Below are 19,699 nucleotides of genomic sequence, written 5' to 3'. Positions count from 1 at the left end.
GCATCGTCTTGCCTAAAGGCACGCAGGACGGCATCCGTGATCATCACCGCTGATCCCGCCGTTCCCGAAACATCCAAACCCGCAGAACATGAACCCACTGTCGAAGTCGTCGACAGTGGGCTTGCGGCTCTTTGTGCCATTGCGGGCTATTTCCGCATTGCCGCGCAACCGGCCACGATTGCCCGGGATCTGGCCGTAACAGGCTCTTCTGGATCGAACGATCTGCTGCGCGCCGCCAAGAGCCTCGGCCTCAAGGCCCGCGTCGTGCAGGCCCGCGATGGCGGCAAGCTCGCTAACCTTCCCGCGCCATCCATTGCCATGCTCGCAGACGGTTCCTTTGCCGTCTTCGGCGGCCCAATGGGAGATGGGACATTTCGGCTTGTCGATCCGGTTGCCTTCTCGGCACGAACTGTTTCGGCCGAAGAGTTGCTGGCCCAGACTAATGGCCGCTTCATTCTCGTCCAGCGTCGGTTCTCTGGGCCAGGCGCCTCTCCGAAAAGCTTCGGTCTGCGCTGGTTTCTGCCAGCCATCTGGCGTTACCGGCACGCTTTCGGTCACGTGCTGATCGCCTCATTGGTCGTGCAGATCTTTGCGCTGATCACGCCGCTGTTCTTCCAGGTCGTCGTCGACAAGGTGCTTGCCCATCGCAGCTATTCGACCCTGATCGTGCTCGTCGTCGGACTGGCGGCCGTCGGTCTCTTCGACGTCGTGCTGCAATATCTCAGAACCTATGCGCTGTCGCATACGACGAACAGGATCGACGTCGAGCTCGGGCGACGGCTGTTTCGTCATCTGCTCAATCTGCCTTTGAGCTACTTTGAGACCAGGGCGACCGGACAGACGATCGCTCGCGTGCGCGAGCTGGAGACGATCCGAGCCTTCCTTACTGGCCAGGGCCTGTTTTCCGGGCTCGACCTCATCTTCACCATCGTCTTCATTGCGGTCCTGTTTTCCTATTCGTCGAAGCTCGCGTGGATCGTCGTGGCCTCGATCCCTGTCTATATCGCCATCGGCGTGCTGATCCGTCCGCTCCTGAAGGACCGCATCGACGAAAAGTTCGAGCGCGGCGCCTATAGCCAGCAGATGCTGGTCGAAACGGTGGTCGGCATCCAGACCATGAAAGCTGCCGCAGTCGAACCGGTCGTGGCCGCGCAATGGGAAGAGCGGCTCGCCGCGTATGTCCAGTCCTCCTTCGCCGCGACCATGCTTGCGGCCAAGGGGCAGAACGCCATCCAGTACGTCAACAAGATCACCTCGGCCGCACTTCTCTTCCTCGGCGCGCAGGCCGTCATCGATGGCGAGCTGACGGTTGGTGCGCTCGTCGCTTTCAACATGATCGCCGGCCAGGTTTCCCAGCCGATCCTGCGGCTGTCGCAGCTCTGGCAGGACGTCCAGCAGGTGCAGGTCTCGATCGATCGGCTGTCGGATATTTTGAATGCACCGGCCGAACCGCGCCCTGCCGTCGCAATCAGCCTGCCGAAGCCGAGAGGCGCCATTGCCTTCAAGGGCGTGAACTTCCGCTATACGCCCGAGGGACAGGATGTCCTGAAGAACATCAATTTTGCGGTCCGCCCCGGCGAGGTGATCGGCATCGTGGGGCCGTCGGGATCGGGCAAATCGACGCTGACCAAGCTGGTGCAGCGCTTCTATATCCCGAACAGCGGCCAGGTCTTCGTCGACGGCCAGGATATCGCTCAGGTCGACCCCGCCTGGCTTCGCTCCAATATTGGCGTTGTCCTGCAGGAAAACATGCTGTTCAACCGGACGATCCACGACAATATCTGCCTGGTCAATCCGGCAATGTCGCGGGCGGCCGCCATGCAGATGGCCCGGCTTTCCGGTGCCGACGAATTCATCTCGAAGCTGCCGCGTGGTTATGACACCATCATCGAGGAGCGTGGCGCCAACCTCTCCGGTGGTCAGCGCCAACGGCTGGCGATCGCGAGAGCCCTTGCCTCCAATCCGCCGATCCTCATTCTCGATGAGGCGACCAGCGCGCTCGATTACGAGAGCGAACGGATCATCCTTGCCAATATGCGTGAGATCGTCCGCGGGCGCACCGTGATCATCATCGCCCACCGGCTGGCGACGGTGCGCCATTGCGATCGTATCATCGGCATGAAGGATGGCCGTATCGTCGAGGAAGGCACGCATGAGACGTTGCTTGTCCGCGAAAACGGCCTCTATGCGCATCTCTGGCAATTGCAGACGGCGCCGGTCCAGCCATGAACCAGGCCGTCCGTCCGCCAAAGGTGCCGAAGAAGCCGCCGCGCAAGGTGCGCGATCATACGGAGTTCCTGCCGGCCGCGCTCGAAATCCTCGAAACGCCGGCCTCGCCGATCCGGGCGGCGCTGATCTGGTTCATATCCGTCTTCGTGATCCTGGCGATCGTCTGGAGTTATTTTGGCCGGTTTGACATCGTCGCGACCGCGCAGGGGAAGCTGCAGCCGACAGGGCGCGTAAAGGTCATTCAGTCGCTGGAAACGGGAAAGACCGCCTCGATCCCGGTCGCCAACGGTTCGAAGGTCAAGGCCGGCGACGTCGTTGTCGAACTCGATCCGACGGAGGCAAGGGCAGAGGTCGACGCATTGCTCGCAAGCTTGCGATCGCTTCGTGCGGAGGTCGTCAGGCGAATCGCCGCGAGAGCGCAGGTCGAAGCGTGGCAGAGCACCGGTATCTGGAACAGTCCTACTGCTATCTCGATGCCGCTCGACTTCGACGACGATATCCCCGAGCCGATCAGGCACCGCGAGGAGGTGCAGTTTCGCTCATTTCTGGAACAGTTGGCCTCGTCGCTTGCCAATCTCTCCTCGCAAAGAGAACAGCAGCTCGCCTCGCTTGGCCGGTTCAATCGGATGGTCGCTGCCCAGAAGAACCTGATCGCGACGATGGATGATCGTGTGACGATGCGCTCCCAACTCATGGAGTCAAGCGCTGGTCCGCGCGCCGGCGTGATCGATGCGATCGAGTCCAAACAGCGTGCAGAGGCGGATCTCGCCGAGCAGATCGGTCAGGCCGACGAGGCGGCGGCTGCCCTTGCCGTTGCGACCAGCGAGGGTGAGAAAGCGATCAAGACCTTCATTGCCGAAAACGTCGAAAAGCAGACGGAGGCCGCGCGGCAGATCGACGACCAGGAACAGCAGCTCATCCGGGCCCAGAAGAAACTGGACGCCATGACGATCAAAAGCCCGATCAACGGGACGGTTCAGACATCCGCCATCACGACCGTCGGCCAGGTGGTCACGGCGGGCTCGGAACTGATGCGGGTCGTGCCGGAAAACGCTGTGCTGGAAATCGAGGCCTACCTGCCCAACCAGGACATCGGCTTTGTCGCGCCCGGCCAACCGGCGGTGATCAAGGTTCAGGCCTTTCCGTTCACGCGCTATGGGGTGATCGAAGGCAAGGTCACGCGGGTTGCAACCGATGCGATCCCGGAGCCGGATGCACAACAACTTGAGGGTCAGCCAGACAAGCAGTTGCAGAGCGCAATGCCGATCGGCAACGCTCAGCGGGTCCAGAACCTCGTGTTTCCCATCACGGTGATGCCGAACGCTGACAGGATCAATGTCGATGGCACTGCGGTGCCACTGTCCCCCGGCATGGCGGTTTCTGTCGAGATCAAGACGGGAAGCCGGCGCATTCTGGAGTACCTGTTTTCGCCGATTGCGGAAGTCTCATCCGAGGCCTTGAAGGAGCGATGACGCAAAGCCGATGGCAGCATTGGCTGACCGACACACCGCGGATCGGCGGCTATGTCACTGCTCGACGCGCGAACGCAGGCCGCTTCAACACTTGTTGCAGAATTCAATCGGAAAACGTCGTAGGGACTCGTCGCGTCGTCGCCGCGCACTTTTACCCTTTCTGATCGAAACCGTTTCGAGCACTTGCGACCAACGCGCGACTATGGCTTTCTTTTGCCGTCGTTAGGGTTCGCCGCATGTCTGTCCGCTTTCCGGTCGCGTTGATCGCAATTTCCATCTGTTTTGCTGCCGCGAGCACCGAGGCAAAGCTTGCTTATGATGTGCATCAGACGGACACCGGCAGCAAATTTGCCATCATCTCCGGCGCGTTTGAATACTCCGACGATCTCTCGCAGTTTCGAGACCTAGCCGCCCGCGAACACCTGTTTGCAGTTGGGTTCGACAGCCCTGGCGGCAACGTCGCGAAGGCTATAGAGCTAGGGAGACTGATCCGATCACTCGGACTCTCGACGGTTCAGTCTCGCAAGTTCGAATGCGCTTCAGCCTGCTCGCTCGCCTTTCTCGGTGGCGCAAGCCGCTTTGCCGAGCCCGGATCGATAGGTGTTCACAAATCCTCCTTCAGCGACAGCACCGGCGTCCAGGTCGAGGACGCGGTCTCGGCCGTGCAACAGACGACGGCGGAGATAATCGGCTATATGTCCGAGATGGGCGTCGATCCTGGTCTCCTCCAGCTATCGCTTTCGTATGACAGCAACGACATCCGCTACCTGTCCGGCAGCGAGATGGCCAAATTCAGGGTTACTACGCCGAACGCAGCGCGGTTGGCCGCGTCGGAAGCTATTCCTGACAGCCCAAGCGCAGCGCCACAGACGCCCTCCGGCGTGCAAGCGAAGGCGGAGCCTTCGCTGGAGGTCCCAATCGCCCGCGACGGTTGGGTTCGTCATCCGAAGGGGCGGGCGCCGATCAAGATAATGGGAAATCCGGACGCAAAGGACGTCGGTGAGGCGCGCAACGGCGCCGCGGTACAAATCCTCGAAGTACGTGGTGATTGGTACCGGGTCGCGGTCGCGGGCAGAGTTGGCTTCATGCATTATACCTGGGTTCACGTAGCGCAGTTCGAGGAAGATGCTGGTGAGGGCAGGTATGTCCAGGTAGGGAGCTTCAGCTCGCTTCCGGAGGCGGAAGCTTTCGTCAGGAAGTCGCCGGTTCCGCTATCCGCCCATCTTGCCGCTAACGGCTGGTTTGCCGTTACCTTGAAGGACGTCTACGCCGAACAGGACGCCAAGGATGTTTCCACAGCTCTTGAAGGTCATGGCCTTATTGCCAAGGACTCGATGGTGACGATCGGCAATACCTATGTGCGGAAAGTGTGCTGTGAGTGATCGTAGGTTTGAACACCGCTCAAGAATTTAGATGAGTTATGCTGCTAAATTGAATTGTCTGAAAAGCGTAATGACAGGGTCTTTACGGCTCTTGTAAAGATGATGTCGTTACGCTATATGGGGTGCAAACAGGAGTTTGCCATGCCGACCTCACATCCGAACAAAAGCTCGGACGCAAGCGTACCATTGAATATGCGCATCAAGCCTGCGACCCGCAACTTGATCGATCGCGCCGCTGAGTTGCTTGGTAAGACGCGAACGGATTTCATGCTGGAGGCGTCCGAGCGTCGAGCAGAGGAAGTGCTGCTCGACCGCACTATCTTCACGGTAAGCCCCGAAATCTATGCTGAATATCTTGCCCGGCTCGATGCACCCACGCAACCCAATGAGCGTCTGGCGCGCACCATGTCGACCAAAGCACCGTGGGATGAGGCGTGACCCTCAGCGCACCGGCACCCCTGGCCGATCATCATCAGCTAGCCGAGTTTAATTCCGGCGCCCGTGAACTGGACGACTGGCTGCGACGCCGCGCCCGCTCCAATCAAGCGAGCGGAGCATCACGAACTTTTGTGGTGTGCGAGGAGAGCCGCGTCATCGCCTATTACGCGCTCGCCTCCGGCGCCGTCAAACAACCGGAAGCGCCTGGCCGTTTCCGGCGCAATATGCCAGATCCAATTCCGGTCGCTGTGCTTGGTCGCCTCGCGATTGATCAATCCTACCAAGGGCGCGGTATCGGCAGAGCATTGGTGCGCGACGCGGGCCTGCGCCTGCTCAATGCCGCTGAGGTACTTGGCATTCGAGGCATGCTCGTTCATGCGATTTCAGATGACGCACGAGCCTTCTATGAGGCCGTCGGCTTCCTGTCTTCTCCTTCCGATCCCATGATGCTGATGGTCTCATTGCATGACCTCAATAACGCGCTGAACCCATAGGCGGAACTCATCAATAATTTCGGTTGAATGCATTCGATCTCGCTCCTAACTTGCTGAATTTTCCGCAGAAGGTCTCGACCTCAAATAGGGCCGCGAGTTCAATTCCGTTCAAGAGCTTAAATTATCGCCGACGGCAGGAGAGTGGGGGCTGTTTCACGCAAAGGCTAAGTTCAAAGTGCTATGAAAAGTTCTCCAGCACAGCCATAAACGTGTGCCGATCGCCTTGTCCCTCAGTCAGCCGCACCCGTCCCTCGATGTCGGCAAGATGGTGATCCATCAGGTCCTGTGCCTTCCTGAGGTCCTTCGCCTTCAGTGCCTTCACGATCATGCGGTGGTGATCGGCGCCGCAGTCGTCCTTGCGGTCCTCCTCATAGAGAGCCATGACGAGTGAAAGGCGCGCGACGATCTTGGAGAGCATTTCCGTCAGCACCGGGTTGCCGGCGAGATCGGCGAGGACGATGTGGAATTTCCCCGATAGAACAGTCTTCGACTTCTCGTCACCGTGGTGATGGATGTGTTCTTCCTCGTCCGTCAACCGCTCCAGCGCATCCAGTTCGTCGGATGTGGCGCGGAGGATGACGAGTTCGAGCAGCATACTTTCCAATTTGCGGCGCGCCTCGAAGAGGTTCTTGGCCTGCTCGATGCTCGGTTCGGCGACAAAGGTGCCGCGGTTCCGCTTGCGTTCCAGCAGATGGTCGCTTTCGAGCACGCCGAGCGCGCCGCGGACGACGGTACGGCTCACGCCGAAATGCTCGGCGATCGCCTCTTCAAGGATCTTGGTGCCCGGCTTCAGCGCGCCTTCTCCGATCGCCGCCGCCAGTGTATTACGGATGCGCTCGGAGACATCGTCATGATCGGCAGTATCGGCCGTGCCATTGGTGGCAGGGGCAGCTTTCAAGTTTTGTCGACGCGTTTTCTTCATAATACCCTCTAGGAGTTCGCGCCCTCGCAAACCGCATTGATCGGATCGATAACGGCATGCTGTAATTTTTTCCATAAGAAAGTTCGTGCGCAACTCGATGTTGCTAGATCCAAGCGTGACGCTGGCGGCCGGACGCCGCCAGCGTCACGCTCACGGCTAGGCAGCCTTGCGGTTCGTTGCCACCGGGGTCAGGGCAATCCCATTGTTCTTGCAGATCGTCTCGATGTGTCGTGCCGACTGTTTGATGAAGGCGATTGCCTGGTCGAAGCCGTAGGACTGGTACTCGTAGGTCGGATAGCCGTACTGGCTGGCTTCGTAGGTCTCCCAGTCCGGGATTTCGCCGGATGCGACGCGCGTCTCATAGGCATCCACCAGGGCCATGTACGCGTCGAGTTCTTCGGCCGTGAGATCGGGATGGCCGGCGCGCCAGATCGGGTCGTCGATTTCGATGCACTGTCGCGGGTTGGCCTTGCGCGGCTTGTCGGCGACGGAGGCTGCGACCTCCAGCGAGAGGTTGAGCGCGGGGTTTGCTTCGGCAAGGATCGGCAGGATCGTTTCGAAATCGACGATGCCGCCGCCAACGGGGCGGGTCTGGAAGTCGAGGCCGCCGGGAGCGCGGCCGACATAGGCGTCCTTGATATGCGTCTGGCGGACATAGGGGGCGAGGCGTTTGGCTGCAAAGACCGGATGCTCGGCGCGTTGCAGGCCATTAGCGGTGTCGAAGACAGCGCCGACGCAGTCAGCGCCGACCTTCTCGATCACCCTGAGGATCTCGAAGGAGGTGATCTCGTCATGGGTCTCGATGTTCAGGTGCGCGCCATGGGCGCGGGCGACGGGCGCAAGCTTCTGCAGCACCTTCTCGATGCCGATCAGCTGGTCTTCCCAGGTAATGTCGGTGCGGAAGCGGTCGTTGGCGAGACGGCCACGATATTCGGACTTGAAGTTGCCGGGCGCGACCCAGAGTTCGAAGCAACCGATGGCGGCGCTCGCCTCGATCATCCGCGTGAAGCCGGCGATGATGTCGCCATCGCCGGCGGCGCGAAGGGCAGGTTCCTCGGCGCTGCAGTAGGGGTTGATCTTGCCGACGCCGCTTTCGAGATAGAGGCCGAGCTCGTCGGCCTTCGCCCGGATGTCGCGCAACTCGCCGATGTCGAGCGTCGGGCTCATGTCCAGCGCGGTGGAGAAGAAGATGCCGGAAAGGCCGAGCTCCTTGACGAGGTCCAGGCTGCCGAGAGGACCGCGCTTCCTCGATTCTGGCAGTTTGATATTGTCGATGCCAAGCTTCACGTCATGCTCCTTGTGGTTTCCTTGCAGGCCTCGCTGCTCTGGCGAGGCCCTTGGTTATTGGTTGGCGCTCAGGCGCGTTTCGTGGTGCGGGACTTGTCGGCGCCGTTGCGGCATTTCGGCTGGAGGCTCTTCTCGAGGTAATGCTGGCCGATCGACGCCACTGTGGTGATCGCGAGGTACCAGACGGAGGCGACGAACAGCAGTTCGATCACCAGGAAGTTGCGGGCGTAGATGACCTGCGCCTGTGTCAGCAGATCCTGCATACCGATGACGGAGACGATGGCGCTGGCTTTCAGCATGCCGATCGCCTGGTTGCCGGTCGGGGGCAAGATCAGGCGTGCCGCCTGCGGCAGGATGACGGTGCGGAATGTCTGCCGGGGCTTCAATCCGAGTGCCGTCGCCGCCTCGCGCTGCCCGCGGTCGATGGCAAGAAGCCCGCTGCGGATGATCTCCGACATGTTGGCGGCTTCATGCAGCCCGAGCGCCAGGAAGCCCGCCAGCGCAGGTGTAACGAGATCGTTGATCGAGATGCTGTAGTGGCCCACCCCGACCTGCGGGATGAAGAGCGCGATGTTGAACCAGAGGAAGATCTGGACGATCAGCGGCACGCCGCGAAACCACCAGACGAAGCCTGCGGCAATCGCTTTCAGAACGATGTTTGTCGACGTTGCCATCACGGCAAGAAGGCAGCCGAGCCCAATGCCGAAGACCATGGCGCCAGCCGTCAGTTCCAGGGTCAGCAGCACGCCGCGCAGGATCTGGGGGTGCACGAGATAGCGCGGGATTTCCGACCACTGCACGCTCTGGCTTTGCGCGAGGACGCTGCCGAGGAGCACCAGCGCGAGGATCGCGCTGGCACCGGTTGCGAACTGTCCCCACTTGATCGACCGCATGGCCGGTGGCGGCAGGCTCATTGTCGTTGTCTGTGCGGAGAACAGTGCCATGAGGTTTACTCCGCGGGCATGCTTGCGGCGTCGTTGACCTTGACGGTCTTCACCGCGAGCGGGCCGAGGCTCCACTTTTTCATGATCGTCTCGTAGGCGCCGCTGTCCACCATCTGCTGCAGGGCGGCGACGACGGTGTCACGGAGCTCCGGATTGTCCTTAGATATCAGCATGCCGAGATAGCCGACGGCGAGACGGATTTTCGGAAGCGCCTGCAGCCCCTTGCCGTTGCCGGTCTGGTGTTCGGTCGTGTAAACGCTGGTCGCATAGCCGTTGACGGTGGCATCGGCGCGACCGGTGCGCACCGCCTGCAGCACATCAGGCATCTTCGGGATCGCCATGATGTCGATCGGTGTCTTGCATTTTGCAGAGGCGGCCTCAACCATCTTGCCCTGGAAGGTGCCGACGGGAACGGCGACCTTCTTGCCGCAGAGGTCTTCCATGCTCTTGATGCCGAGCGGATTGTCCTTGATCGTCATGATCGTGGTGGCGTCATACATGTAGTCGATGACATCGACCTGCTTTTCCAGTTTCACGTCGTCGTTGATGCCGGAGATCGTCATGTCGAAGCGTTTGGACAGGATGGCGGGAACGATGGCCGCGCCGGCGCCGACATCCGTCATCTGGACATTGAGCCCCAGGATGATACCGAGAGCTGCGGCGATATCGGCGTCGATGCCGACAAGCTTGCCGTCATCGTCGTGGAAGCTGATCGGCGGGGTCAGGTCGGTCGCGACCTTCAGTATGCCTGATGCCTTGATGGTAGCCGGAAGGCTGTCCGCCAGCTTCTGCGTCAGCGCCACGCCGGGGAGTTTGGAAACCTCAGCCCCTTCCATCTTCTCTGCAGCGCCTTCTGCGGCATGGGCGGACAGCGCCATGAGAGTAACGAGCGCGGTGGCGATGCCGGCCTTCAGGATTGTCTGCACGTTCTTCATGGGATCCCCTTTTTCGATTTCGCATGCATGAATTTTCTGGGATCTTCCAAGCAATCGCCGTGCCAGTTCCACCTTCGCGGCATCAAGCAATTGAATGTGAACGAATAAATCATTCTGGCGTTTCTCCGAACAAAGTTTCGCATATTATTTCGCATATTCATTCGAAATAAGGATGATTAAAAAAACGCCCTTGCGTCGATTTTCTGGGCGACAACCGCCTCAAGCCTCGCCTTTTTCCTCCTCTCTGTTCTTTTCCTGATGGATCATGGCCGGCGAGATCGCTTGCATCCCGCCTGGCGAGGCGGCCATCAGGTCGATAAGTGAGCAGAATTCTGCACGACATCAAACCTCTATGGCAAAACTTTAGACAAACAAAATTCCGAAACTAAAGTCGAAAGTTCGTAATAAGAAAGCTACGAAACTTTATAAATCGTAAAAATCGTCATATAATCAGTTACTTGAATTTTTCTCTGTTGCCATCATTCGAGTCTGGCACGGCCCTTGCAATTCCCTTTCGATGAACATGCTCCGGCGTCGGAGCGCTCATTGCCACCACGCAAGATCAGGGAAGCCACATGCTGGACATCGCAAAGACTACCGATCGCAAGCGGCTCAGTGTTCGGGGCGTTACCCATAGCTATGGCGGCCAGAATGCCGTTAGCGACATATCCTTCGATATCGAGGCCGGCGAGATCGTTGCGCTCCTGGGACCGAGCGGCTGCGGCAAGTCGACGGTGCTGAGGGCGGTCGCCGGCCTCATTCAGCCGAAGGCGGGCCGCATCGTGCTCGGCGACGACGACCTCGCCAATGTCTCCGCCCGCGCACGCGGCATCGGAATGGTCTTCCAGAACTATGCCCTGTTCCCGCATCTGACAGTTGCGGAAAACATCGCCTATCCGCTCGCCTGCCAGAAAGTACCGCGTGCGGAGCGAAACGCGCGGGTCGAGGAGATGCTCTCGCTCGTCCGGCTCGATGGCTATGGTAACCGCCTGCCGCGCGAACTCTCGGGTGGGCAGCAGCAGCGCGTCGCCGTCGCTCGCGCTATCGCGGGCCGCCCGTCGCTGCTGCTTCTCGACGAACCCTTCGGCGCTCTTGACCGGGCGTTGCGCTTCGATCTGCAGGTCGAGCTCCTTCATCTGCAGAAGACGCTGGGCATCACCACGCTGATTGTCACCCACGACCAGGAGGAGGCCCAGAGCCTCGCCAGCCGCCTGGTGCTGATGAACAAGGGTAATGTCGAGCAGATTGACACGCCGATGGCAGTCTACGACAGGCCGAAGACCCTGTTCGTCAACACCTTCATCGGCCAGACCAATGTTCTCCATGGCACTGTTGCCGAACTCGGCGAAGGCAGCACGGTCATCGCTCTGAAGAGTGGCGAAAACCTTGTCCTGCCGCGCCGCCTGAGCTTCACCACGGGCTCGGATGTCACCATCACCTTCCGGCCCGAAGAGGTCCGCCTGATGACGCAGCCGGGCGTGAACGCGCTTGCCGCGCGTGTCACCGTTTCCGTGCCGCTCGGTCCGACGCTGATCCACGACCTCGTGCTTGATGACGGCACGGGTCTGCGCGCCTCCGAGGTTCGCGGTCCCGGCACGGCGATTCCCGATATCGGCGCCCAGCTCTTTGCAGAGATCGACACCCGCAGGTGTCACGCATTTCCGGCTGAACCGGAAAGCATCCAGTGAATGCCAACAACGGAATGACATCAACAACAACCAACAGAGGTGACAGCATGAACGACTTCAAAATGACCCGCCGCCATTTCGGCCTTCTCGCTGCCGGCGTCGCCGCAGCCTCCGCAATGCCCTTCGCTGCCCGTGCAGCGGCAGGCGAAACCGCGATTGCCGCGACCTTTCCGGGCAACTGGGAAGACGGCTATCGCAGCGTTCTCGGCCCGCTCGTCAAGGAAGCCGGCTACGGCCTGACGATCGCCCCGTCGATGGCGCAGGATCAGCTGGCCAAAGTCATGGCGAGCCCCGGCAACCCGCCTTACGACACGCTGCTGATGTCGCCCGGTCAGATGGCCGTCGCCATCGACAACGACATCATCCAGAAGATCGATCCGAGCCGCCTGAAGAACTGGGGTATGCTCGATCCGGCCTTCCAGGGTGAATACGGCCCGACGGTTACCATCGAGGTCAACGGCATCGCCTACAATCCCGACCTCGTGCCGCGCCCGAAGGGCTATCGCGATCTGTTCGAGAACAAGGCCTATAGCGGCCTCGTCTCCTGGACCGGCTTCGGCTCCAACACGGCCGTCATGGCCTATACGGAAATGGCGAAGATCTTCGGCTCCGGCCCGAACGACATGGACGCGGTCTTCAAGCTGTTCAAGGATCATCCTGAACATCTGAAGGGCGTCGTCGATAGCACCAACCACCAGATGACGCTGTTCCAGCAGGGTGAAATCGCCGTCTTCATGTGCTCGACCGGCAACGTCGCCCGCCTGAAGTCGATGGGTCTCAAGGCCGAATATGTCGCTCCGGAAACCGGCGCTCCGGCCGCTCCGGTCAACATCCACCTGACCAAGGGCGCGAAGAACCTCGACGCCGCCTATGCCTATATGGACGCCGCCATCTCCAAGGCTGCGCAGGACAAGCTGAAGCTGCCGCCGACCGAGATGTTCCCGACCAACAAGGACGTCGCCCTGACGCCCGAGATCGAAGCCTGTGTGACGCGCGAGCAGCTCGGCAACATGGTCTATCCGGACTGGGTTGCCATCAACAAGAACCGCGCCGACTGGATCCGCCAGTTCGACGCGCTCGTCGCGGGCTGAGGCCGAGCCGATGAAGGCGGGCGGTTTTCCATACGTTATCCCGATGCTGCTGCTGTCGGTGGCGTTCTTTGCGACGCCGCTCGCCGTTCTCGTCGGCTATAGCTTTACCGGCTCGGCAGGGCCGACACTGGCCAATTATGGTCAGTTCTTCGGGGACGCGTTCAATTTTCGCGTTCTCGTCAACACGGCGCGACTGGGGCTAGAGACGGTTTTCGCCACGACGCTGCTCGGCGTGCCGATCGCGCTGCTCTACTGGCACAGCGGCAAGACGGCACGGCAGGTGATCATCTTCCTGACGCTTGTTCCGATGCTGACCAGCAATGTCGTGCGCACCTTCGCCTGGATTGTTATCCTCGGGCGGCAGGGACCGATCAGCGTGGCGCTTATGGGGCTCGGCCTGACCGGTAGCCCGATCAGCTTGATGTTCACCGAACTCGGTCTCGTCATGGCCATGTGCCAGATCGATCTACCGCTGATCATCCTACCGCTGGTCGCCATCCTGTCGCGTACGCCGGTGCAATATACAGAGGCGGCGCAGGTCTCCGGTGCCGGTCCGTGGCGCATCTTCGTGACCGTGCTGATCCCGCTGATGCTGCCAGGCCTTTTGGCCGGCTGGATTCTGGTCTTTGCCAGCACCAGCAGTTCCTTCGTCACGCAGGCCGTCATCGGCGGCGCGCGCAACGTCTATGTTCCGCAGCTCATCTATCGCGAGGTCGGCACGCTGTTCGACTGGCCGCTGGCATCGGCGATCGCCGTCGTGCTGCTTCTGTCCACCGGTTGCCTGCTCGTCGCGATGACCATGATTTCCCGTCACAGGAGACTTGTCGGCCATGGCTGATAGACGCAAAAACCCCATCCCCGGACTGCTCTACAAGCTCTTCGTCTTCGGTTTCGGCACTTTCGCCGTGATCTATCTGGTGGCGCCGATCGTCATTGCTCTGACAATGTCCTTCACCTCGGGCCAGACCCTGAAATACCCACCCGACGGCTTCTCGCTTCGCTGGTACGAGGCACTGCTCGATCCTGTTCGCTCCGCGACGGAACATGCGGCGGCCTTCAACTCGCTGAAGATCGCCGGTCTCGCGGTTCTCGGTTCGCTGCTCTTTGCAGTGCCCGCTACGATCGGCATGAGCCGGATGCGCAAAGGGGCCGTCGGCGCAATCGAGCCGCTGCTTCTGTCGCCGCTGGTGCTGCCAAGCCTGGTCTACGGTCTGGCGGCGCTGATCGTCGCCAACTTCGTCGGGCTGCAACCCTCGCTCTGGCTGACAGTCGCCGGCCATGTCGTCGTCTTCGGGCCGCTAATGTACCGCGCCGCCTCCGTCGTCGCGCAAGGACTCAATCCTTCGCTCGCCGAGGCATCAACCGTCATGGGCGCGTCCCGGTTCACCACGCTTCGTCGGGTAACGCTGCCGCTGCTGATGCCGGGCATTCTCGCCGGCGCCTTCCTGGTCTTCATCCAGTCGCTGGACAATGTCTCGATCTCGCTCTTCCTCGCCGATGCCGAGACCACCGTTCTGCCGCTGCGCATGTTCGCGCTGATCGAGGAATCGCTCGACGTTCGCGTCGCCGCGATCTCGGGCATTCTCATCGGCCTCACCCTGATCGTCATGCTCGTCGCAAGGCGCGTTCTCGCGCCGCGGCAGGCCTGACCAATTTTGATAATCGGGAAGGAAAACACCTATGAATATTAGTTCGAGCCAGTCAGGCTCCTATCGCGTCGGATCGCTGCTCGCCGATTTCCAGCCGGATTTCGATTTCGATGCGCCGCTGCCCCTGCCGACCGAGGAATTCGAGGATCGCCTGCGCCGCATCCGCCGGCAGGCCGTGGAAGCCGGGCATGATGCGCTGATCGTCCATACCGGCAGCGTCGGCTGGTTCCATGCCTCCAACCATTATCTGCGCTACATCTGCGACTGGATACGCGAAGGTGTGCTGATCATCCCCACAGACAGCGACAAGCCGCTGACGCTTCTGTCCTTCTTCACCCAATCCGTCCTTCTGCCGCCCGGCGGTGAACCTGTTCTGGTCGAGGATATCTGGCAGATCGGCCCGATCGGTCGCGAATATGCCGACCGCCCGGGCGACAGCGTCGTCAAGACGGCCGAGAAATGCGCCGAACTTCTGGCCAGCATGGGGCTCGCGAAAGTCCAGGTCGGCCGCATCGGCGACCGGACGTCGCTGACCTTCTGGGCGGCACTCGATGAACTGATGCCGAAGACCAAGTTCGTCGCCGACAATGCCATTCTCGACCGGATGCAGAAGGTCCGCTCGCCGCGCGAAATCACCATATTCCGGGCCGCCGCCCAGCTCATCAGCATCGCCACCCAGGCGGCCTATCATGTGGCAAAACCCGGCGTGACCGACCATGAAATCTATGCCGCTTTCACGCAGGCGCAGCTCACCTATGGTGGCGAAACCGGCGACGGCTACCAGATCGGCATCAACGAGTTCGGCACCCATTGCGGCAAGCCATACGGCCATGTCGTGCGGCCCGGCGACTTGATCAATCTTTACGTCTCCAACGTCACCTATCGTGGATATACCGCCCAGACCGCCCGCATGATCGCCGTCGGTGGGATCACCAAGCGACAGGAAGAGGTGCTTGAAGCCTGCACCGAAGGCGTCAAGCGCGCCGAGAAGCTGATCCGCCCCGGCGCCCTGGTGCGTGACGTCAACAACGCTGCCTTCGAGCCGATGATCGAGCGCGGCATGCTGATCTCGCCGGAAGCACGCAGCATGCCCTACAACTGGGCGCCGATGGACGACGGGAGCGCCCGCCTCATCCCGCGCCAATATGTGAAGAACATCGACTGGGAGGCACAGGGCCGCAAGCTGATGCATGTCTACCCGGCGACCCATGGGCCGCATAACCCCAATCTCGGCCACTCGGTGGGCATGGCCGGCGGCCAGAACAGCTTCAACATTTCCTCCCACAATTACGACCGGATGGAGGAGGGCATGGTCTTCGTGCTCCATACGCAATGGCTGGAGCCGCTGTCGGCCGGCTGCAATGTCGGCGACATGTATGTCGTCACCAAGGACGGGTTCGAGAACCTCTCCCGCCACACCCCGCTTGAAACCCACCGCATCGCTGCCGAGGCCTGATATGTACGATCATACCCATTTCGACTTTTCCAGCCTCAATGAGCGCGAGCGCTACAAGATCCTGATCGGCACGGTGATCCCGCGGCCGATCGCGTTGGTGACGACGATCAACAGGCAAGGCCAGCCGAACGCCGGCCCATTCAGCTTCTTCAACGTCCTCACCCACGATCCCGCGATCGTTGCCATCGGCGTCGAGAACTATTCGGACATGCGCTTCAAGGACACGGCACGCAACATCCGCGAGACCGGCGAATTCACCGTCCATATCTGCGACAATGCGCTCGTCGACCAGATGGAGGTCTGCGCCATCAAGTTCGGCCCCGAAGTCGATGAGATGGAGGAGGCAGGCCTCGCAACCGTGCCCGGCCAGATGGTGCGCAGCCCGCGCATCCTGGCAGCCCCGGCCGCCTTGGAATGCCGCCGCCACACGACCCTGCAGGTCGGCCCGGCCCGCGAGATCATCCTCGGCGAGGTCGTCGGCGTCTTTGTCCGCAGCGATGCGGTGAATGCTTCGAACCTGCATATCGACCAGCAGATGATGGATGCCGTCGGCCGCATGGGCGGGCACACCTATGCCCGCACACGTGACCAGTTCGATATCAAGACGCTGACGCCACAAGAGTGGGAAGGCCGGAAGAACGTGTCTAAAGCGGCTGCCGAATAAGAGGACACTTGCCGCTGAGTTCATAGACTTAAGCTTCGCGGGGCGGCTAATTGCAGGGGTCGAAGGTTCACATCCCATCAAGAGCCTAAGCCCAGAGCCTTAACGTGAATATTGACCAGAACGATGACGCCGTGCGACCTTGGGGTGGTGATCGAGATGACGCCGAGGCCGGCAAGCGAGGAGTGATCGACGCCTGCATCTCTAGGCGCGGCGCCTCTGGTTCCCACTGAACATGCCACCTCGGTAAACCTCCGCCGCAGGATCCATCGAGAACAGCAAGACGTCTGATTCAGCCCATGCGGTAAGATCGTCATATGCACCGGTCGAAAATACGCTTTGCCCTTCCGATATAACCTCGCCCGCGATGGCGACCTTTCCACTGTAGACGTAGAGTAAGGTGTTTCTTCCAGTTTCCTCGGCTGGCAGCCGCAGATGGACCCCTTCAGCGATACGGGCGTCAAAGACGCGGACGTCAGATCTGACCTTCAACGGTGCAGCGCTCGGTCCGGCGATGAGCCGCCAGCTATCGACGCTGTCTTCCTCCGGGAACTCATGGAACTGTACCATCGGCTCCAGATCGGGAGCGTTCGGTCGCAGAAATATCTGCAGCGCGCGCACCGGACGATCACCGAGCATCAGCTCTTCATGCTGAAAGGTATGCCCGGCGTTCATCATCATGAAGTGGGTCTTGCCGAGCGTCTTTTCGTTTCCCACCGTGTCGCGATGGAGCATCTCGCCGCCGCGAATATAGGTCAGGATTTCGTCGTCCTTGTGCGGGTGCATGCCATGAGATGACCCGGCTGCATCTCGGCGCGATCGATCCTGCCGATCGGGCCGATACCACTGTCGTCCGAAGTCAGCGCCAGCCCCGGATATAGGATCTCGACGCCGAAGCCTTGACTGAAGTCGCCGCGTACGCGGCCGGCGGCAATCTTGGTAATGGTCATTGTTGTGCTCCTTTCATTCGTGCGCGGGCTCTATTGCCCGCGCCGAACGCGCTTGTCGTGCTCAATGGTAGTTCAGGATGCCGACCAGCTTCTGACCGAGCGGGCTCGTCCAGTCGACGGCAAGCTCGGAAATGATCTGGTCAACGGTTGTAATGATTGCGCCGGCCTTCTCCATGCGGCGCAATGCAATGTCGTCGCCGTATTTGGTGTAGGAAGCCGACGCGTCTGCCGAGACCTGGACCTCGTAACCTTCGTCGAGCATCTGCAGGACCGGAAAGGTGACGCAGATCTCAGTCGTCACGCCGGCAACGAACAGCTTCTTGCGACCGGTCGCTTTGACCGCCTTATTGAAGCCGTCGTGGTGCATGGCGTTGACGATGCCGGGACGCTTGATGCGGGCTTCGAACGCTTCGGGCAGGATTGCTTCGAGTTCCGGCAGCAGCGGGCCTTGGATCTGGTCTTCCATGCTGGAGGTGAGAATCGTCGGGATATTGGCGGCCTTGGCGATGCGAGCAAGTTTCAGCGCGTTCTGCTTGACCAGGTTGATGTCGTGCGAGTGCGTCCAGGCCATGGTGCCGATCTGGTGGTCGATCAGCAGCATTGCTGAATTCTCGGGGGTAAATACGTCCTTATGCATTTTCGTGTTCCTTTTCTTTGCTCGGCGGCTGTTGGTGAAGTTGGTTTCGATCCGCTCGATGACTGGAATTTAGCGTTGCGATCATCGGCACAGTAGCTCTACGATGAGCCACTCTATAGAACGAAAAATGGAACACCGGGATGATCAGCTTCGAGGACATGCAGACCTTCGTGGAGGTGGCGGACGGGGGCGGCATCACGGTGGCCGCTCGGCGTCTCGGCCTGCCGAAGTCGATCGTCAGTCGACGGCTTGTCCGGCTTGAAAGCGAGCTTGGCGTCCAGCTTCTGGCGCGCACCACCAGAGGTGCATCCCTCACCGAAGCTGGGGTCTCCTTCCGAGAGCACGCCGCCCGCATGTGTCTGGAAATGGACGTGGCGCGCGAGGAGATGCTTCCAACCGGAGAGCTGCGAGGACGCCTTCGCGTGGCGGTCCCCTCGTCCTTCGGTCCTGGGCACTTCGCCCCGGCACTGGCCGAGCTCGCCCGCCTGCATCCGCTCCTGCAGCTCCACGCGCATTACAGCGACCGCTACGTCGATCTGGTGGCGGAAGGCTTCGACTGCGGCATCCGCGTCGGCTACCTGCAGGATTCGAACCTGACCGCGCGCAAGATTGGCACCTTTGCGGCAGGCCTTTTTGCAAACCCGGAGTATCTGCGTGTCCACGGCGTTCCACAGAAGCCGTCAGATCTTCTCGACCATCAGGCCATCTTGCAGGGGACCGAAAGCTGGAGGGTTTCCGACGGCACCCGGACCGTGGTCGTCAGCGCTCAGGGACGGTTCAAGGCCGACAGCGCTGCGGGCATCGCCGAAGGGACGGCGGCGGGGCTGGGCGTGGCAGCGCTACCCGTGGTGATCGCTCAGAATTACCTGGAAGCCGGAACCCTTGTGCCGATCATGACGGACTACAGCCTGCCGAAAATTGGGGTCTACATCGTGCGCCCGCCTGGGTCACACGTGTCGCGGAAGGTCCGGGTTCTGATCGACTTCTTCGTCGAGAGGTTCTCCGCAAACGCGGTGGCTGGCTAGAGCAACGAAGGCTAGTATTACGTGGCCGAGCGCCGCTCCTGGAACGCGACGCCCCAGTCGCGCATGGCTATCAGCACGGGTGCCAGAGTCTGCCCGAAGGGCGTCAGAGAGTATTCAACGCGCGGCGGAACCTCTGCGAAGACTTCGCGGGCGACGATCCCGTCGGCTTCGAGTTCGCGGAGCTGCATCGTCAGCGAACGCTGGCTCGGGTCACCGACAAGCCGGCGCAACTCGCCGAACCGTCGCGGCCCGTCCAGCAGCCGGTAAATGATCATTGGCTTCCATTTTCCCCCCGTAACGTCGACGGTGGTTTCGACAGGGCACTTCTGGCCAGAAGTCATTACATGCTCCAATAGTGTATTTTCTATACCTATAGGCAAAATTGTTGCCTACTTGCAAGTTCGCCTGTGTCGCGTCAGTTGGAAGCAGTATATTCAGA

The 19,699-nt window shown here is 60.7% G+C and carries 20 protein-coding genes; 12 read left to right on the top strand and 8 right to left on the bottom strand.

Annotated elements, in window-relative coordinates; all coding sequences use genetic code 11:
* Positions 1-36: 36 nt before the first annotated feature.
* The 5 genes from EV281_RS27230 to EV281_RS27210 all read left to right on the top strand — a co-directional run bounded on the left by EV281_RS27230 (position 37) and on the right by EV281_RS27210 (position 6,015).
* Positions 37-2,229 (top strand): type I secretion system permease/ATPase, encoded by a 2,193-nt coding sequence (locus EV281_RS27230; protein ID WP_281027636.1) that lies wholly within the window; start codon positions 37-39, stop codon positions 2,227-2,229.
* Positions 2,226-3,701 (top strand): HlyD family type I secretion periplasmic adaptor subunit, encoded by a 1,476-nt coding sequence (locus tag EV281_RS27225; RefSeq protein WP_132657509.1) that lies wholly within the window; start codon positions 2,226-2,228, stop codon positions 3,699-3,701. Before EV281_RS27230 ends, EV281_RS27225 begins: the two co-directional genes overlap by 4 nt.
* Before the next feature lie 236 nt (positions 3,702-3,937).
* Positions 3,938-5,083 carry a hypothetical protein gene (locus tag EV281_RS27220; RefSeq protein WP_132657507.1) on the top strand — a complete coding sequence of 382 codons (1,146 nt, stop codon included), beginning with the start codon at positions 3,938-3,940 and terminating at the stop codon, positions 5,081-5,083.
* Between the two features lie 141 nt (positions 5,084-5,224).
* The gene (locus EV281_RS27215) at positions 5,225-5,521 is read left to right on the top strand and encodes a DUF1778 domain-containing protein (protein ID WP_132657505.1); all 297 of its coding nucleotides are present in this window, start codon (positions 5,225-5,227) and stop codon (positions 5,519-5,521) included.
* Positions 5,518-6,015 carry a GNAT family N-acetyltransferase gene (locus EV281_RS27210; RefSeq protein WP_132657504.1) on the top strand — a complete coding sequence of 166 codons (498 nt, stop codon included), beginning with the start codon at positions 5,518-5,520 and terminating at the stop codon, positions 6,013-6,015. Before EV281_RS27215 ends, EV281_RS27210 begins: the two co-directional genes overlap by 4 nt.
* A gap of 178 nt (positions 6,016-6,193) precedes the next feature.
* On the opposite strand, the gene EV281_RS27205 is transcribed toward EV281_RS27210, so the two are convergent.
* The 4 genes from EV281_RS27205 to EV281_RS27190 form a co-directional block, all read right to left on the bottom strand.
* Entirely contained in the window at positions 6,194-6,937 is a 744-nt protein-coding gene (locus tag EV281_RS27205; RefSeq protein WP_132657502.1) for a GntR family transcriptional regulator, read from the bottom strand.
* A gap of 156 nt (positions 6,938-7,093) precedes the next feature.
* Positions 7,094-8,224, bottom strand: a complete 1,131-nt coding sequence (locus tag EV281_RS27200) for a sugar phosphate isomerase/epimerase family protein (protein WP_132657500.1) — start codon at positions 8,222-8,224, stop codon at positions 7,094-7,096.
* Between the two features lie 68 nt (positions 8,225-8,292).
* Positions 8,293-9,168, bottom strand: a complete 876-nt coding sequence (locus EV281_RS27195; protein WP_132657498.1) for an amino acid ABC transporter permease — start codon at positions 9,166-9,168, stop codon at positions 8,293-8,295.
* Between the two features lie 5 nt (positions 9,169-9,173).
* Entirely contained in the window at positions 9,174-10,103 is a 930-nt protein-coding gene (locus EV281_RS27190; RefSeq protein WP_132657496.1) for an ABC transporter substrate-binding protein, read from the bottom strand.
* 575 nt (positions 10,104-10,678) lie between these two features.
* On the opposite strand from EV281_RS27190, the gene EV281_RS27185 reads away from it, so the two are divergent.
* The 6 genes from EV281_RS27185 to EV281_RS27160 are packed head-to-tail and all read left to right on the top strand — an operon-like array spanning position 10,679 to position 16,651.
* A complete protein-coding gene (locus EV281_RS27185; RefSeq protein WP_132657494.1) occupies positions 10,679-11,791 on the top strand; it encodes an ABC transporter ATP-binding protein in 1,113 nt (370 codons plus the stop codon).
* 47 nt (positions 11,792-11,838) lie between these two features.
* Positions 11,839-12,882 carry an extracellular solute-binding protein gene (locus tag EV281_RS27180; RefSeq protein WP_132657493.1) on the top strand — a complete coding sequence of 348 codons (1,044 nt, stop codon included), beginning with the start codon at positions 11,839-11,841 and terminating at the stop codon, positions 12,880-12,882.
* A 10-nt stretch (positions 12,883-12,892) separates the two neighbouring features.
* Positions 12,893-13,720, top strand: a complete 828-nt coding sequence (locus EV281_RS27175) for an ABC transporter permease (protein ID WP_132657491.1) — start codon at positions 12,893-12,895, stop codon at positions 13,718-13,720.
* Complete coding sequence (locus EV281_RS27170; RefSeq protein WP_132657489.1) at positions 13,713-14,531, top strand: ABC transporter permease; 819 nt, start codon at positions 13,713-13,715, stop codon at positions 14,529-14,531. The genes EV281_RS27175 and EV281_RS27170 overlap by 8 nt, the downstream gene beginning before the upstream one ends.
* A 31-nt stretch (positions 14,532-14,562) precedes the next feature.
* On the top strand, positions 14,563-15,987 hold the full coding sequence (locus EV281_RS27165) for a Xaa-Pro peptidase family protein (protein WP_132657487.1): 1,425 nt from the start codon (positions 14,563-14,565) through the stop codon (positions 15,985-15,987).
* 1 nt (position 15,988) lies between these two features.
* Positions 15,989-16,651 (top strand): flavin reductase family protein, encoded by a 663-nt coding sequence (locus tag EV281_RS27160; RefSeq protein WP_165911966.1) that lies wholly within the window; start codon positions 15,989-15,991, stop codon positions 16,649-16,651.
* A 201-nt stretch (positions 16,652-16,852) separates the two neighbouring features.
* Here the strand turns inward: EV281_RS27160 and EV281_RS27155 are convergent, their stop codons facing one another.
* The 3 genes from EV281_RS27155 to EV281_RS27150 form a co-directional block, all read right to left on the bottom strand.
* The gene (locus tag EV281_RS27155) at positions 16,853-17,434 is read right to left on the bottom strand and encodes a pirin family protein (RefSeq protein ID WP_245508370.1); all 582 of its coding nucleotides are present in this window, start codon (positions 17,432-17,434) and stop codon (positions 16,853-16,855) included.
* Positions 17,404-17,598: a hypothetical protein gene (locus EV281_RS31860; RefSeq protein ID WP_245508369.1), complete on the bottom strand. Its 195-nt coding sequence runs from the start codon at positions 17,596-17,598 to the stop codon at positions 17,404-17,406. The genes EV281_RS27155 and EV281_RS31860 overlap by 31 nt, the downstream gene beginning before the upstream one ends.
* A gap of 61 nt (positions 17,599-17,659) precedes the next feature.
* Positions 17,660-18,235, bottom strand: coding sequence for an isochorismatase family protein (locus EV281_RS27150; protein WP_132657484.1), 576 nt, complete (start codon positions 18,233-18,235; stop codon positions 17,660-17,662).
* A gap of 140 nt (positions 18,236-18,375) precedes the next feature.
* Between EV281_RS27150 and EV281_RS27145 the strand changes: the two genes are divergently transcribed.
* Entirely contained in the window at positions 18,376-19,260 is an 885-nt protein-coding gene (locus EV281_RS27145; RefSeq protein WP_132657482.1) for a LysR family transcriptional regulator, read from the top strand.
* Positions 19,261-19,277: 17 nt separating this feature from the next.
* On the opposite strand, the gene EV281_RS27140 is transcribed toward EV281_RS27145, so the two are convergent.
* Positions 19,278-19,601 carry a helix-turn-helix domain-containing protein gene (locus tag EV281_RS27140; RefSeq protein WP_117195553.1) on the bottom strand — a complete coding sequence of 108 codons (324 nt, stop codon included), beginning with the start codon at positions 19,599-19,601 and terminating at the stop codon, positions 19,278-19,280.
* Positions 19,602-19,699: the final 98 nt, after the last annotated feature.

It is taken from the genome of Rhizobium sp. BK418, assembly GCF_004341105.1.
GTDB lineage: Bacteria > Pseudomonadota > Alphaproteobacteria > Rhizobiales > Rhizobiaceae > Rhizobium.
The sequence above is the reverse complement of the archived record's forward strand: the minus strand, read 5'-3'. Positions and strand labels throughout refer to the sequence as shown.